The sequence below is a fragment of the Shewanella sp. K8 genome (assembly GCF_028823715.1).
Taxonomy (GTDB): Bacteria; Pseudomonadota; Gammaproteobacteria; order Enterobacterales; family Shewanellaceae; genus Shewanella; species Shewanella algae.
The window spans coordinates 78,600-94,522 of sequence record NZ_JAPEHY010000019.1; the positions used below are offsets into that span (position 1 = coordinate 78,600).

The window sequence follows — 15,923 nt, forward strand, 5'->3', positions numbered from 1 at the left end:
AACAGGGCAACTCGAGTTGCCCTGTTTTTGGTTCTAAACCAATTGGCTCGCTATTTTTGCAACTCGGCCTGGCGCTGCTTGATAAAGTATTCCCGAGTCAAAGCAAAGACCACTGGGCTGAGCAGTAACAGGGCTATCAGGTTGGGGATCGCCATCATGGCATTCAGGGTATCGGCCACCAGCCAGATAAAGTCCAAAGACGCCATGGCTCCCACGGGCACCATCAGAGTCCAGACCAGGCGAAACGGCACTATAGCCTTGGTACCAAATAGGTACTGCACGCATTTTTCACTGTAAAAGCTCCAGCCGAGAATGGTGGTAAAGGCGAAGATAGCCAGTGCCACGGCCACTATGTACTGCCCTATGGGCAAGGCATGGCTGAAAGCGTAGGAGGTTAAGGCTGCGCCGGTTTCCCCCGAGGTCCAGGCACCGGACACGATAATCGCCAAACCTGTGATGGAGCAGACCACTATGGTATCGATAAAGGTACCCAACATGGCCACCAGTCCTTGAGCCACAGGGTTATTGGTCTGGGCTGCTGCATGAGCAATCGGCGCACTGCCAAGACCTGCCTCATTGGAAAACACCCCTCGGGCCACCCCGAAACGTATGGCGGCCCACACTGCCGCACCTGCGAAACCGCCCTGGGCCGCCACTGGATTGAAGGCGCTCTCGAATACCAGCTCCAGCGCCGCCGGGATCTGATCGAAATAGACCACAATCACAGCCAAACCTGAGGTGATATAAAACACAGTCATCAGGGGTACCAACTTACCGGCAACGTCGGCAATCCGCTTGATGCCGCCCATTAAGACAGCACCCACCAAAATCATCATAGCCAAGCCGGTTGCCCAGGCTGGAACACCAAAGTTGCTGTCCAAGGCATCGGCCACCGAGTTGGCCTGCACTGTGTTGCCTATACCAAAACCGGCAAAACCACCAAATAAGGCGAATAGCGTTCCCAACCAGGCCCATTTCTGGCCGAGACCATTCTTGATGTAGTACATGGGGCCGCCTATGTGGTTGCCACTATCATCGACCTCGCGATACTTGACCGCCAGCACGGCTTCAGAAAACTTGGTGGCCATTCCCACCAGCGCGGTGCACCACATCCAGAACAGTGCCCCCGGGCCGCCAAGAAATATTGCCGTCGCCACCCCGGCGATATTTCCTGTACCTATGGTGGCCGACAGGGACGTCATCAGCGCATTGAAGGGGCTGATCTCCCCTTTTATATTGGTGTCTTTATCCGGGATCCGCCCGGACCAAAGTAAACGGAAGCCTCTCCCCAGCTTGAGAAGCTGCATAAAGCGCAAACCTATGGACAGAAACAGTCCTACCCCCAGGATCATCACCAGCATGGGCACACCCCAAACCAGGCTGTTGAGCTGGCTAACCCACTCCATTATTGTTTCCATTCCAACCTCGTGTAGTTATTGTTATCGCTGCAGTTTCCATCTGTGATGGCAAAAACTGCATAAGGAACACCCAGATTACAACGAAAGATTAACAATTGGAAACCTACTGTTAAACCTCCCGCCGGGAAGCGAAAACACTCAACGTCCACGCCCCCTTATGAGAAAGGGCGCGAACGCGAGCTGGATTAATTAGGATAAGACTCAGTCGACCAATCCCAGGTTGGCCGGCAACTTGGCTATATCACCGGCCACCCATTCGGCCTCTATGCACTGCTGCAGATGCTCTGCCATAAAGTGCACCAATTGCCGCGCCGCATAGGGCATACGCCTGTCTTTACGGCTCACCAGATACCAATTGCTTTCCAGCGGGAAGCCTTTCACATCCAGAATAGCCGGGCGCTCGCGCCCTTCCTCCAGGGTATGGGCCGAGATAACAGATAACCCCAGCCCCGAGGCGACCCCCAGACGAATGGCCTCATTGCTCTCTATCTGCATACAGTCGCCCAGTTCCATCCCCTGACCGCTGAGCCAGGATTCAAACATTAACCGAGTAGCCGACCCCGGCTCACGGATGAGAAAGCGCTCGCGACTGAGCTGCTCAAACTTGAGTTCACTCTGCCCGGCGGCCCAATGATCTCTGGGGGCAATCAGCTGCAGTGGGTTACGGATGATCCGTGCCGATTGCACAGTTTCGCCCCTGGGAGGATGGCTGAAGAGGTAGAGATCGTCTTCCAGATGCTCAAAGCGATTCAGCACATGGGCACGGTTACCTATGTTCAGTGTGACTCGGACACCGGGGAAACGACGATAGAAGGCGCCGAGGATCCGCGGCACCACGTACTTGGCCGTGGTCACCAGGCCGATATTGATGTGGCCGCTCTCCCCTTCCCGCACCTTGGCCAGCATGCCGTTGAAGTCTTCCAAACGGGTCATCACGTCGACGGCGGCCCGGTACAGCTCCTGCCCAACCTGAGTCGGCCTCAGTCCCCCCGGGCCGGTTTCCAGCAAGGGCTCACCCACCAGCTCGGCCAGTTTTTTCAATTGCAGCGATACGGTCGGCTGAGTCAGATACAGGTGTCTGGCAGCGGCGGAAATATTCTGCCGCCGGACCACTTCGATATACACCTGCAACAAGCGCAGGCTGAGATGGCGAAGATCCATAGATAATTATCTATATATATGTAGTGAATAATTTATTTTCCAATATAGCGCCGGGCGAGCACAATCTCCAGCCGTCTAACAAGGAGAACCCCATGCCTGATGTTGTTATTGCCTTTTTCGGTCTAGGCCTGTTGGCCGGTCTGCTCAAATCGGATCTCAGAGTCCCCGAATCCACCTACGAAACCCTTTCCATCCTGTTAATGCTGACCCTGGGCCTCAAGGGCGGCATGGCGCTGCACGGCCACACAGATCAGCTGTCCTTTGCCGAGCTGGGGTTAGTGATAGGTCTGGGACTGGCTATCCCGCTGGCGCTGTATCCCATATTGAAAAAAGTGGTTCGCCTGCCACAGAGCGATGCCATCAGTATTGCCGCCCACTACGGTTCGGTCAGTGCCGGGACTTTTGCCGTTGTCTACGCCATGACAGAGCAGCTGGGCTGGCCACTCAAGCCCGAAACCACTCTCTATCTGGTACTGCTGGAGCTGCCATCCATCATAGTCATGTTGTGGCTCTATCGACGCCTGAACCGGGATAAGCCGGGACGCGGCGGTAATATCCTGATGGAAGCGCTTACCAGCCGTGGGGTGATATTGCTGGGGGGCGGCGTGCTTATCGGATGGGGCTACGGCTCTGAGGGCTTGGCCTCTTTGAGCCCTGTGCTGATGCAGGGATTCAAGACCTTGCTGGCGCTGTTCCTGCTGGAGATGGGATTGTGTACCGCCAGGGTTTGTGCTCCGCTGCCCTTGAGTCACTGGCGCCTGTTGGCATTCGCTGCCGTCACGCCTTTCGTACTCGCCTGGGTGGGGATCATTACAGGTCACGCCCTGGGGCTGCCCGCCGGTTCGGCACTGGTACTGGCCGGCCTCTGCGCCAGCGCCTCCTACATTGCAGCACCGGCGGCGATCCGCGCGGCCATTCCATCGGCCAATATCGGCGTGGCCATGCTGGCCTCGCTGGGGGTCACCTTTCCGATTAACCTGTTGATAGGGCTTAATCTTTACCGTCAATGGGTGGCCTGGATTTACGGGCTCTGAATCTGTTCCTGCGGCGTGGGTTCAGATTCGAGTAACATCTTGAGATTGCTGAGCCCGCGCAGCAGATCCGTGGCGATCATGGTTTCAAAGTCAACAAACAGAAACATCAGATTCGTCGGGTAATCCAGGTGCCCCTTAAAGCTCCAACTGAGGTTGGTTCTATTGCCTTCATAGGGTTCAAATAGCATGTAGGCAGGTTCAGTGGCCTCGAAGGGAGTCAGAAACCTGAGCTCATAATCGATACGCTTGTTAGTTTCCATGGCGACTATCTCCTGCTCGCCTTGGCCCACCTCCGGGTTATCACTCTTCCAGGCAGAGACAAAACCGACAGTGCCGTCAACGCCGCGATAGCTGCGTTTCATCGCCGGATCCATCTTGGACCAGACGCTGAAGTTATCTTGATTTTTCAGATATTTCACATAGTCATAGACCTCAGCCACCGGGCGGTTTATCACCACATTGGTGGTCACCTGGTAGTCGCTTTTGACAAACAGGGCGGCAATCAGCGGCACAGCCACTATCAGTGCCAACAGGATAAACAGTGTCTTGATAAAACGCATAAGGATTCTCCAAACAAGTTTTCTTCCGACAACAATTACTTGCCTGAGTATATCCTGCAAGCAGACCAAAAAGTAACCAAGTCGTTAGAGATTGAAATAGCCTTCTTGAAACCGCCTGCACAAACAAACCCTGGCCGAGAAGCGAACCAAGCCACAAATCCCCTCAGGCGATTTGTTGTGCAAATGCTTTTAGGTTACAGTCACCTGTAAACATGGACGTCTAATCAAGGGACTGTAATGGGATTTATCCTGGCGCCATTGCTTGTTATCTGGCTGGCAATACTGACTGTGGCGGGTTACCAGGCCACTTTATACTTCAAAGAAACTTTCAGCCTCAGCGGGCTGTTGGCATTTTCCAGTGTCAGTTTGCTTTGCGCCGCCCTCTATTTCCTGCTCCATTTCCGACGCTATCAGGACGCCGAATCCTTGGGTGCCTTCGATATCAGCATGGAACTGCTGTTTAACCCCATAAGCGGTGGCATCTGCGTATTGGCGCTGCTGCTGATCTGGCTGGTGCCCATGGGGGTTTGCAAGCCTCTACTGCTGGCACTGGTACTTGGCCTGGCTATCGCCACCCTGGCCGGGGTCGTTTATGAGGAGAGCTTTATGACAAAACATGGGATTCAACGCACTTACTGAACAAGATATAGTGCGAGCTGTGATTTCCGGCCACTGAGGCCACATCAACCCAAGGAGAGAGAATGATCAAACTCAGCAATAAAGAAACCGGCGCTTTTATCGGCCATATCTCTGAGCAGCAGCTGCAGTATCTGATCGACAACCTGGTAGAAGAGCATGATGCCGACCAGGATTACTGGCTGAACCGCACTCAAATAGAAACCTTCAAGGCCAGCGGTGCTGATGCCGAGCTCGTCAACCTGTTGGAAACGGCCATGGGCGAAGCCGATGAGCTGGAGATCCTCTGGCAGCACCAGGGCTAAAGCCAAGTTTGCGCCAACAGTAAAAACGCTCCTTTATCAAGGGGCGTCTTTATTTGTTGTTAATAGCAAAGATAAAAATAGCCCAGGTTAATTCTCTTTTGATTCAACGTCATAGCGCTCGGCCTACCATAGGGAATGAACCAAAAAGTTAAGTTTATGACTTCCCACTAAAATTTAGCCCACAACCCAGCTCAGTTCGGGTAAACGGCTGAGATCCAGCTTGTCGCCTTCGGTCGCTATGGCCGAGGCCTGGGGTCTGGGCTTGGGCTGCACGCCATCGGCATGTTCCAGCACACTCAGGAGTTGCCGCTGGGCATCCGGCTCACCATGAACCAGAATGAGTGGCGGCGCCCCCTCAAACTCACGGTACCAGCGCAGCAGTTCGGCCTGATCCGCATGGGCCGACAGCCCGCCGACTGTGTGAATTCTGGCGGCGACATTCACCGAATTGCCGTTGATGGTGAGCTCACTGGCGCCATCGACCAACAGCCGCCCCGGGGTTCCCAGTGCCTGAAAACCACAGATAATAATGTCGCACTCGGGCCGCCACAGGTTGTGTTCCAGATGACAGCGGATACGACCGCCGTTACACATGCCGCTGCCGGCAATAATGATAAGCCCCTGGTGTACGTCGTTGAGTTCCATCGACTCTTCGGTACTTTGGATAAACTCTATTCCAGACAGCAGCGGGTGCTGCCCCGGGTGTTGATGCACGAAGCGCTTGAAGTCCTCGTCCATCAAGGGATAGTTATTGATATACACCTTGGTGGCCTCTATGGCCATGGGGCTGTCGAGGCAGATTTTCCAGCGTGACAGATCCCACTCCCCGGCATAGAGGTGAAACAGATACAAAAGCTCCTGCGCCCGGCCAACCGAGAAGGCAGGGATCAGGATATTGCCGCGGCTCTCACTGATGGCTGTAGCGAAGATCCCCTTGAGTTCTTCCAGGGTCGCCTCCCAACTACGGTGCAACCTATCGCCATAGGTACTTTCCATCAGCACCAGATCGGCCTGCTGGATCAGCGTCGGGTCTCTCAGAATCGGCATACCGGCACGGCCGAGATCGCCACTGAACACCAGTTTTTTCTGGGTGTTGCCATCATTGATCCACAGCTCCAGTAGCGCCGAACCCAGAATATGGCCGGCATCACTCAAACACAGGGTCACACCGGGAATGGGATCCAGCTTGGTGCCATAGTCCAGTGGAATAAAACGGGTCAGTGCCAGTTCGACATCTTCTTCGGTGAATAGCGGCTCTATCGGTTCGAGATCTTGCTTGGCACGTTTGCGGTTCTGCCGCTCGGCATCACGCTGCTGCAGCATGGCGGCATCCTTGAGCATGATGGCGCACAGCTCCATGGTAGCCTTATGAGTGTAGATGGGGCCGCTAAAACCCTGCTTCACCAGCAGGGGCAAGCGCCCCGAATGGTCAATATGAGCGTGGCTCAACACCACGGCAGTCAGGGATTCAGGAGCAAAGGGAAAGGCTTCATGGTTACGCAGTTCATCCTGCCGCCCTCCCTGAATAAGACCACAATCCAACAGCAAGCTTTCGCCGTTGACCCGCAACAGATGGCAGGAACCTGTGACTTCTTGGGTGGCGCCCCAAAACTGCAAACTCATGGACATGACACTTCCCTCTTTGAAACAATTCGGCCAATACAGCTGCGGATAATCCTCCCAACGCTATTAAGCCAGAATCTCGGGAAAACTCTGCCGCATCTTCCTAAGGAAGGTGCGAATAAGTCCTCGTGGCACTCTGGCTTGCACAGCAATTGGCGTTCAAGGCATCTGACTGAAGGCATACCGGGGCCTGTCGAAGTCGGATAACGCAGAGAGCCGGTTGCTGTGAAAGCCCCGAAGGGCGTGGCTTACAAACCTGTCTGCTATGTTGTGCTTCTTGTAAAGGACTAGCCATTTGCTGCGAACCACGCCTTGCATACAGGCCTGTAAGCCAACGCAGAGCACGCATGGGACTTGTTCGCACCTTCCCTAAGCCTATGCCCTTATGGAAAAAAGTGACACTCCCTTATAGTCTAATTTTGCAGTGGATCATTGCGCCTCATGCTCTTCCGGCAGACCACGGGAGATAACCAATGTCAGCAGTAACATGGCGCTGGAAACCCAAAGACAAGCCTCCAGCCCCCACCACTGAAACAGCGCACCGGAAAGCACTGTGCCCAGCAAGCGCCCGGCGGCGTTGGCCATGTAGTAGAACCCCACATCCAGGGATACCCCATCCTCACGGGCATAACTGACAATCAGAAAACTGTGCAGCGAAGAGTTCACCGCAAACAAGGCGCCGAACAGCAACAGGCCGCCGATTAGCCAGGCGTGCGAGTATTGGCTGCCAAGCCCAAGGGCGATAAGTGCGGGCACCAGAGCGAGCAGGCCGCACCAGAAGAGCGCCGCCGCCCGTCCCGGCAAGGCCGAGCCTTTATGCTTGCCGACTGTCTTGCCGTCAGCCTTGGCGGTCAGCCTGGGCGCCAGGGCCTGCACCAAGCCGTAGGCGATAATCCAGCCGGCCAGAAAGCCCCCCACCTGCCAGTGATCCCAGCCAAATTGGCTGGCCAGATACACGGGCAAGGCCACCACAAACCAGATATCCCTGGCGGCAAACAGAAACAGCCTGGCCGCAGAGAGAATGTTCACTGCCCGGCTCTTGGAAAAAAGCTCACTGAACTTGGGCTTATTCTTGGCCTGGCCCAGTTCCGCCTTGAGAAACAGCAGCGAGCTCAGCCACACCAAGGTCAAAACAGCGGCCATGGCGGCAATGGCACCGGCAAACCCCAGCAGGCTAAGCAGGGCGCCGCCGAGGAAGAAACCTATCCCCTTGAGGGCGTTCTTGGAACCGGTCAGCAGCGCCACATAGCGATACAGGGTCTGCCCCGCTTGGGCCGCATCCTTGGGTACCAGGGTCTTGATGGCACTCTTGGCACTCATCTTGTTGAGATCTTTGGCAATCCCCGACAGCGCCTGGGCCGCCATTACCCAGGGAATGGTCAGCCAGGCCTGAGGCACCAACAGCATGGCCAGCGCCACTATCTGCAGCCCAAGGCCGATACTCATGGTGCGGTTGAGCCCCAAACGGGCACCGAGCCAGCCGCCCAACAGATTGGTGACCACACCGAAAAACTCATAGAAGAGAAACAGCATGGCAATGGCCAGCGCACCGTAACCCAACTGATAGAAATAGAGCACCACCAGCATGCGTAGCGCACCATCTGTCAGGGTAAAGGCCCAGTAGTTGCCGGTGATCAGCAGATATTGGCGCAGCGCCGGACTCATTTCAGCCATGGTGTTGTCCTTCAGGCATCCCGGTCCAAACGGCCTACCATCAGAGCCAATTCGGCGGTGCGATTGGCATAGCCCCATTCGTTGTCATACCAACAGTAGAGTTTGAGCTGAGTGCCGTTGATCACCATGGTAGACAGCCCATCCACTATGCAGGAGCGGGGATCTGTCTTGTAGTCCACCGACACCAGCGGCCGCGACTCGAAGCCGAGAATGCCCTTGAGCTCAGTCTCGGCCGCCTGTTGCAGCAAGTCGTTGACCTGTTGCTCTGTCACTGTTTGCTCCAGTTCAAACACACAGTCGGTCAGCGAGGCGTTGGCCAGTGGCACCCTGACCGCATGGCCGTTGAGGCGGCCTTTCAGCTCAGGGAAGATATGGGTAATGGCGGTGGCACTGCCTGTGGTGGTCGGGATCAGACTCTGGCCACAGGAGCGGGCACGGCGCAGATCCTTATGGGGCGCATCCAATATGGTCTGGGTATTGGTGATGTCGTGAATTGTGGTCATGGAGCCATGACGAATACCGAAGTTCTCATGGATGACCTTGACCACAGGCGCCAGACAATTAGTGGTACAGGATGCGGCTGTTACTATCGGATGCCTGGCCGGGTCGTAACACTGATGATTCACCCCCATCACCAGATTGGCGACGCCGTCCTCTTTCACAGGCGCTGTCACCACCACTCGTTTGACCCCTTGATCAAGATAGGCCTGCAGCAGCGCCTTGGTTTTCATCTTGCCCGAGGCCTCAATCACCAGATCGCATTGAGACCAATCGCTGTCTGCAATGGCCTGATTGCGACTGGTCGCTATCCGCCGCCCGGCTATAACTATGGTACTGCCCTCATGCTCGACTGGGTGCGACCAACGGCCATGAACCGAGTCAAACTCCAACAGGTGCGCCAGGGTGGCGGCATCGCCGGCAGGGTCGTTGATCTGCACAAATTCGAGTTCCGGCCAATCCCAGGCAGCCCTCAAGGCCAGCCGTCCCATGCGGCCAAAGCCGTTAATTCCCACCTTTATTGTCATCTCAGTTCTCCGTTAATTTATTGGCCGCTGGCCAGTTACCGCGGCGGCGATTGGCAAACGCCACCAGGGATAGCATCACAGGCACTTCCACCAGTACCCCGACGACTGTAGCCAGCGCCGCTCCCGAGTGCAGACCAAAGAGGGAGATAGCCACGGCAACCGCCAGTTCGAAAAAGTTGGATGCCCCTATCATGCAGGCCGGAGCGGCTATGTTGTGGGGCAGGCGCAAACGCTTCGCCAACCACCAGGTCAGCAGGAAAATACCGTAAGTCTGCAGTAACAGTGGAATGGCTATCAGCACAATATTTTGCGGCTGGGCCACTATGGTTTCGGCTTGCAATGCAAACAGCAATACCACAGTCAGCAGCAGCCCCAATATCGACCAGGGCTTGAGTCTGGACAGCAAGGCCGTAATCGCCTCTGGCCGGCTATTGAGGTGTTTGCGGGTCCAGATCCCCGCCAATAGAGGCAGCAACACATACAAAGCCACAGACAGAATCAAGGTTTCCCATGGTACCTGAATATCGCTCACCCCCAGCAGCAGTGCCGACAGTGGTGCAAAGGCAAAAATCATGATCACATCATTGACCGATACCTGCACCAGAGTGTAGTTGGCATCGCCCCGGGTCAGTTGACTCCAGACAAACACCATGGCGGTACAAGGAGCGACTCCGAGAAGGATCATCCCGGCGATATACTCCTGCGCCGTTTGCGGCTCCACCCAAGGGGCAAACAGAAAACGGAAAAAGAGCCAGCCGAGCAGCGCCATGGTAAAAGGCTTCACCAACCAGTTGATCACCAGCGTCAGCAGCAATCCCTTAGGATTTCGGCCAACATCCTTGATAGCGGAAAAGTCAATTTGCACCATCATGGGATAGATCATCACCCAGATAAGTACGGCGATCACCAGATTGACATGGGCGTATTCCAGCGCCGCCACCGCGGCAAATACATTAGGCGCCAGATAACCCAGTGCTATCCCAGCTAAAATGCACAGCCCTACCCACAGGCTGAGCCAACGTTCAAAAATTCCCATACATCCCCCTCTCCGGTCCCCCGGCGGTTAACTTCCGGCGCTCAAGTGATAGATCCCGGCCGGTTTCAACAGCAAGCTTGCGGCCTCGAGGCCATGGCCTCCAGCCGAGTCAGCTCATCAGCAATAAAGCCAGGGTTGGCCGTCAATGTGTCCCGCAGCAACTGCTCGCACCAGGGTGCCAGCTCGGGGCTGAGACGATAAAACACCCATTGGCCCCGGCGTCTATCCTGCAGCAGCCCCTGAGTTCGCAGCTGCGCCAAATGACGGGAGATCTTCGGTTGACTCAAGGCCAGGGCCTCAGTCAACTCGCAGACACAAAGCTCTCCCTGCTGCAGGATCAACAGCAGGCTGCGCAGCCGGGTTTCATCGGCCAAGGCTTTGAAAAAAATGGTTAGTTCCATGATAAATGCCACTCCTTAAGGCCAATGATCGGCCAGCCATACATCTGCCATTTCAGTTGGCCACTCAAATGAGCACCTTCAGTAATCTGGAGGATATATGGATAAACAGATATGTGCTAAATCATATATAAAAACGCCTATAGTTCAAGCGCTATTTTGAGGAGTCTATCGGATTGGGACTGGAGATCTGGCCCAGTGGTTACACGGGTTTGCAGTGGTTCGCTTGGCAGAAGCCGACGCTATCGTAAATTAATTTTAAACCCTAATTATTTCCGGTTTATTTCAGAACCAAATCAGAAAATTGTTATAGCTCAAATATAGAACCTATCGCTTGCCTTATAATTGTATGCAATATATTAAAAATTGAGAAAACTAAAAAAACCACAACACAAACAACTGATTTAAATGAAAATACTCATTTAAATCCAGTTTAAAACCTAGTATTCAACTCAGATATAAACTTGATCATTTTCTGATAAACATGAATAATATCGTTCGAACCAAAACCATTTGAACACTAATCAATAGATTGGTTAGCCTTCAAGTGGTTTTTCGTTAGCCCAACTTCAGATGAAACTTAAGGAAGGAGAATCACGATGAATGCCAACAGCTCACAGGAGTCTGACAGTCATCTTTCACGCTACCAAATCAGCCTCAGAGATAAAGCCAAGTACCTGATCCAATTAGGGTGTTTCTGGCTCGTACTCTCAACCTACCTGTACCCATTCTGCAAACAAAAACTCAATCAAGCCTTCACTGGCAATAACGGGCACTAATCTATGGATTATTCGAGTTATATCTCTTTGGCCATCTACTTTGTGGTCATGCTGGCGATAGGCCTGTTTGCCTATCGCAATTCTACCGATGATATTTCGGGCTATATTCTCGGCGGCCGTCAGGTCAGCCCTCAGGTCACGGCGCTGTCGGCCGGCGCTTCCGATATGAGTGGTTGGATGCTGATGGGTCTGCCGGGCGCCATGTTTGTTATCGGCTTCGACACCATCTGGATTGCGCTTGGCCTGCTTATCGGCGCTTGGTTCAACTATCTGCTGGTAGCGCCCAGGCTCAGGGTTTATACCCAGGAAGCCGATGACGCCCTGACACTGCCGGACTTTTTCAGCAAGCGCTTCGAGAAGAAAAACGGCTCGGTGCGGATGATTTCTGCAGCGGTGATCATACTCTTCTTTACTCTCTACACCTCTGCCGGTCTGGTCGCCGGGGGCAAACTGTTTGAATCCGCCTTCGGCCTGAGTTACCAGCTAGGCCTGGTGATCACTGTTTCAGTGGTGGTGGCCTACACCCTGCTGGGGGGCTTTCTGGCCGTCAGTATGACCGACTTTGTGCAGGGCTGTATTATGTTTGTCGCCCTGGTGATGGTGCCTATAGTGGCTTTTCAGGAGTTCAACAATGGCACTGAGATGATGGCGCAGGCCAATCACACCATAGTGCCTCTGTCTGAATCTGTGGAGAAAATGAGCCTGCTGGCGATTGTTTCCAGCATGGCCTGGGGACTGGGTTATTTCGGCCAGCCACATATCATAGTGCGCTTTATGGCAATTCGTTCGGTGAAAGATATCAAGACGGCCCGCAACATAGGCATGAGCTGGATGTTGGTGACCATACTCGGCGCCCTGGCCACAGGCCTTATCGGTGTCGCCTATGTCAACAAGTTCCACCCTGGGCTGCAGGACCCGGAAACCATCTTTATTCTGTTCTCGGAAATTCTGTTCCACCCTCTGGTGAGTGGCTTCCTGCTGGCGGCGATTCTGGCGGCCATCATGAGCACCATCTCCTCACAGCTGCTGGTGTCATCCAGTTCACTGACAGAGGATGTCTACCGCGCCGTGTTCCACAAGGACATAGACGAGAAGAAGCTGGTTAACATAGGTCGCCTCGGGGTGTTTGCCGTTGCTGCCGTGGCCACTTTACTGGCACTGGACAGCGACAGCAGCATATTGTCACTGGTGAGTAACGCCTGGGCCGGTTTCGGTGCCGCCTTCGGGCCACTGGTGCTGTTCAGTCTGTTCTGGTCGAAGATGACCCACTCGGGTGCCGTCGCCGGTATCCTCACCGGCGCCATCACTGTGCTGCTGTGGATCCTGCTGCCTGTCTTGCCCGATGGCAAGACACTCTCCAGCGTGATCTACGAGATAGTTCCCGGCTTTATCATAAGCTCTACGGCCATAGTGCTGGTCAGCCACTTTAGCCAGGATCCCTCACACTCAGTGCAGAAGACCTTCCACGCTACCCGGGAAAAGCTGCAGCAGGTCGGCTGATAGCTGGATAGTACAAATCCCGTTATAGACCCGGTGGCAGATGCCGGGTCTAGCTTCAATCCCCAATCCGCTTCGAAGTAACACCTCAAACAGGTTAAGGAAGTTATGAATAAGCAACCAAGGCAACGAATTGTTTTAAAAGTCGGCAGCGCCCTGATTGCCCCTGACAGACAGGGCTGTAGCTCGCGCTATCTGCTGGCCATAGCCCAATTCATTGTGCGCTGCCGCGCTAAAGGCATTCAAACCATACTGGTTTCTTCCGGCTCAATTGCCGCCGGAGCCCACAGATTTCCGCTCAAACCGGGCAGTGAAGCCAATAGCCCTGAGGCCCAGGTGGTACTGAAAAAAGCCATGGCCGCCGCCGGGCAGACTGAGATGATGGCGACCTGGGATAAGTTTTTCGACTTTCCCACGGCGCAAATTCTGCTGACCCATGGCGATCTGCGCGACAGAGAGCGTTACCTGTCGATAAGGGAAACCGTGTTTACCCTGCTGGATCACGACATACTGCCGATCCTCAACGAAAACGATACCGTCACCACAGATGCACTCAAGGTGGGTGACAACGATAACCTATCGGCCATGGTGGCAGCCGCGGCCGACGCTGATACCTTAGTGATCTGCTCGGATATTGATGGCCTCTACAACAAGAACCCGCATCTGCACAGCGATGCCGAGCTGCTGCCCGAGGTCAATAAAATCGATGCCGCCATCTATGCCATGGCCGGCGGCAGTCACAGCGATGTCGGCACCGGCGGCATGCGCACCAAGATAGAAGCGGCGGAAAAGGCCAGCTCCCACGGCATTGATACCTATATAGTCAACGGCTTCAAAGAGGAGAGCTTCAATGCCCTGTTGTCGGGTCGCAATCCCGGCACCCTGTTCCGGGCATCCGAAACTCCGTTGCAGGAGCGGATGCATTGGCTGACCCACACTGTCAGGGCTCAAGGGGAAGTAATAGTCGCCGCCGATGAGGAGATGGACAGCGCCAAGAATTGCGCCGAGCTTTCCAGTAATGAAGTACTTGAGGTCAAAGGTAACTTTGCCGCCGGCGATACCATACTGCTGCGCAGCGACGACGGCACCCGTCTGGCCAAGGCCCGCAGCAACTACAGCAGCAGCCTGCTGAGTTTTATCGCCGAGCAGGAAAACCCTGAACTGGCCGACAGCTTCACCGACAGCCTGGGCGGCATAGTCTCGGAAAAAGATATCGCCCTACTCAGTAAAACGCCGCAACTGGAAAAATAGCAGCGGCCTGCCACCAGAGTAGCGCAACGAACAAAGGAGGACCCAAATGAGTCTGATAACCACACTGGCAAGCTCAGCGGCCAAGGCGGCCAGGGAGCTGGCACTCATAGATACCCAAACCAAAAATCAGGTGCTGAAGGCGATGGCCCAGGCGCTTCTCGCTGAAAATGACAATATTCTCAAGGCCAATGAGGAAGATCTCCTTGCGGCCCGTAACGCAGGTCTCAGCGAAGCCATGCTCGACCGTCTGACCCTGACGCCAGAGCGGATCGCCGCCATGGCCAGTGGCATTGACACCATAGTCGAGCTGGATGACCCTGTGGGTCAGCGCCGCGAGCTGGGCCGCCGCCCCAACGGTATTCAGATAAGCAAGCTCAGAGTGCCGCTCGGGGTAGTCTGTATGATCTATGAGGCGCGCCCCAATGTGACCGCGGATGCCGCAGCGCTGTGTTTCAAATCGGGCAACGCGGTAATACTGCGCGGCGGTAAAGAGGCGCTCAACTCCAGCCTGGCGATAGCCAAAGTGCTGCACAAAGTACTGCAGGAGTTCAAACTGCCGACCGCGCTGGTATCCGTGGTACCGGATCCCGACCGAGCCTTGATGCTGGAACTGTTGCAGCAGCGCGACTACATCGACCTGGTGATCCCAAGAGGCGGCGAAGGCCTGATCAACTTTGTCAGCGACAACTCTAAAATCCCGGTTATCCAGCACTTTAAAGGCGTTTGTCACCTCTATGTCGACAGAGATGCCGATGTGGAAAAGGCGCTCAACCTGCTGCTCAACGGCAAGACCCAGCGCACCGGTGTCTGTAATGCCCTGGAGGGCCTGTTGGTACACAAGGATATCGCCAAAGTATGGCTGCCTATCGCCGCTCAGGCCTTGGCCGACAAGGGGGTGAAGATCAATGCCGATGAGAAGGCGGCGCCCTTCTTCGACCAGGCCACTGTGCTGACGGAAGAGGAGTTCGGCCAGGAATACCTGAGCCTGGAAATCGCCGTACGCCAGGTCGACTCGCTGGCGGATGCCATGGAGCATATCGCCCGCTTCGGCAGCCACCATACCGAGGTGATCTGCACCGAAAGCCAGCAAGCGGCGCAACAGTTTCAGCAAGGGGTCGATGCCTCTGTGGTGATGGTCAACGCCTCATCGCGCTTCAGCGACGGCAGCGAGCTTGGGCTCGGTGCCGAAATCGGTATCGCCACCACTAAGCTCCATGCCTACGGCCCCATGGGACTGGAGTCATTGACCACGGAGAAATTCCTGGTCAATGGCACAGGTCAGACACGCGATTGAGGAAGGGTTTGGCAATAGCGGGGCTTACTGCCAAACCGCTATTGCCCACCACCTAGAGTGCGGATGCTGGAAGCCCGAATAAGGACAGGGTGTCCGAGAACGGCCTTCTCGCACTGACTGCTCTGCATTGAGGCATTTGAACCACAACTTTAGGCCGCTGGCACTGCGGCTAACATGGCTTCCAGCTAAAAGTTACTAATTAGTATTGGCAGGGCCTCCGGCGACGGATGTT

14 protein-coding genes are annotated in these 15,923 nt (G+C 55.0%); 6 read left to right on the top strand and 8 right to left on the bottom strand.

Translation table 11 applies throughout. The features are described 5' to 3' along the window. Positions 1 to 50: 50 nt before the first annotated feature. On the bottom strand, positions 51 to 1,418 hold the full coding sequence (locus ON072_RS11970) for an alanine/glycine:cation symporter family protein (protein ID WP_144379752.1): 1,368 nt from the start codon (positions 1,416 to 1,418) through the stop codon (positions 51 to 53). Between the two features lie 201 nt (positions 1,419 to 1,619). Further along, complete coding sequence (locus ON072_RS11975; RefSeq protein ID WP_107005480.1) at positions 1,620 to 2,579, bottom strand: LysR family transcriptional regulator; 960 nt, start codon at positions 2,577 to 2,579, stop codon at positions 1,620 to 1,622. Between the two features lie 92 nt (positions 2,580 to 2,671). On the opposite strand from ON072_RS11975, the gene ON072_RS11980 reads away from it, so the two are divergent. After that, on the top strand, positions 2,672 to 3,613 hold the full coding sequence (locus tag ON072_RS11980; RefSeq protein WP_044733619.1) for a sodium-dependent bicarbonate transport family permease: 942 nt from the start codon (positions 2,672 to 2,674) through the stop codon (positions 3,611 to 3,613). Here the strand turns inward: ON072_RS11980 and ON072_RS11985 are convergent. After that, the gene (locus ON072_RS11985) at positions 3,601 to 4,173 is read right to left on the bottom strand and encodes an SRPBCC family protein (protein ID WP_144379751.1); all 573 of its coding nucleotides are present in this window, start codon (positions 4,171 to 4,173) and stop codon (positions 3,601 to 3,603) included. The genes ON072_RS11980 and ON072_RS11985 overlap by 13 nt on opposite strands. A gap of 237 nt (positions 4,174 to 4,410) precedes the next feature. Between ON072_RS11985 and ON072_RS11990 the strand changes: the two genes are divergently transcribed. Next, complete coding sequence (locus ON072_RS11990) at positions 4,411 to 4,812, top strand: hypothetical protein (RefSeq protein ID WP_025009308.1); 402 nt, start codon at positions 4,411 to 4,413, stop codon at positions 4,810 to 4,812. 62 nt (positions 4,813 to 4,874) lie between these two features. Further along, positions 4,875 to 5,114 carry a hypothetical protein gene (locus ON072_RS11995; protein WP_025009307.1) on the top strand — a complete coding sequence of 80 codons (240 nt, stop codon included), beginning with the start codon at positions 4,875 to 4,877 and terminating at the stop codon, positions 5,112 to 5,114. A 174-nt stretch (positions 5,115 to 5,288) separates the two neighbouring features. On the opposite strand, the gene ON072_RS12000 is transcribed toward ON072_RS11995, so the two are convergent. The 5 genes from ON072_RS12000 to ON072_RS12020 all read right to left on the bottom strand — a co-directional run bounded on the left by ON072_RS12000 (position 5,289) and on the right by ON072_RS12020 (position 10,873). After that, complete coding sequence (locus ON072_RS12000; protein ID WP_025009305.1) at positions 5,289 to 6,743, bottom strand: MBL fold metallo-hydrolase RNA specificity domain-containing protein; 1,455 nt, start codon at positions 6,741 to 6,743, stop codon at positions 5,289 to 5,291. Between the two features lie 423 nt (positions 6,744 to 7,166). Then, positions 7,167 to 8,411, bottom strand: coding sequence for an organoarsenical effux MFS transporter ArsJ (gene arsJ / locus ON072_RS12005; protein WP_037474254.1), 1,245 nt, complete (start codon positions 8,409 to 8,411; stop codon positions 7,167 to 7,169). Positions 8,412 to 8,422: 11 nt separating this feature from the next. Beyond that, positions 8,423 to 9,436, bottom strand: a complete 1,014-nt coding sequence (locus tag ON072_RS12010; protein WP_028779635.1) for an ArsJ-associated glyceraldehyde-3-phosphate dehydrogenase — start codon at positions 9,434 to 9,436, stop codon at positions 8,423 to 8,425. A 1-nt stretch (position 9,437) separates the two neighbouring features. Beyond that, positions 9,438 to 10,472, bottom strand: a complete 1,035-nt coding sequence (arsB, locus tag ON072_RS12015; RefSeq protein WP_028779634.1) for an ACR3 family arsenite efflux transporter — start codon at positions 10,470 to 10,472, stop codon at positions 9,438 to 9,440. A gap of 65 nt (positions 10,473 to 10,537) precedes the next feature. Beyond that, the gene (locus tag ON072_RS12020; RefSeq protein WP_028779633.1) at positions 10,538 to 10,873 is read right to left on the bottom strand and encodes an ArsR/SmtB family transcription factor; all 336 of its coding nucleotides are present in this window, start codon (positions 10,871 to 10,873) and stop codon (positions 10,538 to 10,540) included. A gap of 779 nt (positions 10,874 to 11,652) precedes the next feature. Here ON072_RS12020 and putP point away from each other — a divergent pair. From putP to ON072_RS12035, 3 genes are all read left to right on the top strand, one after another. Beyond that, positions 11,653 to 13,149 (top strand): sodium/proline symporter PutP, encoded by a 1,497-nt coding sequence (gene putP, locus ON072_RS12025; RefSeq protein ID WP_044733612.1) that lies wholly within the window; start codon positions 11,653 to 11,655, stop codon positions 13,147 to 13,149. Positions 13,150 to 13,254: 105 nt separating this feature from the next. Then, a complete protein-coding gene (proB, locus tag ON072_RS12030; protein ID WP_261752639.1) occupies positions 13,255 to 14,397 on the top strand; it encodes a glutamate 5-kinase in 1,143 nt (380 codons plus the stop codon). A 46-nt stretch (positions 14,398 to 14,443) separates the two neighbouring features. Then, positions 14,444 to 15,691 (top strand): glutamate-5-semialdehyde dehydrogenase, encoded by a 1,248-nt coding sequence (locus ON072_RS12035; protein ID WP_261752640.1) that lies wholly within the window; start codon positions 14,444 to 14,446, stop codon positions 15,689 to 15,691. Positions 15,692 to 15,923: the final 232 nt, after the last annotated feature.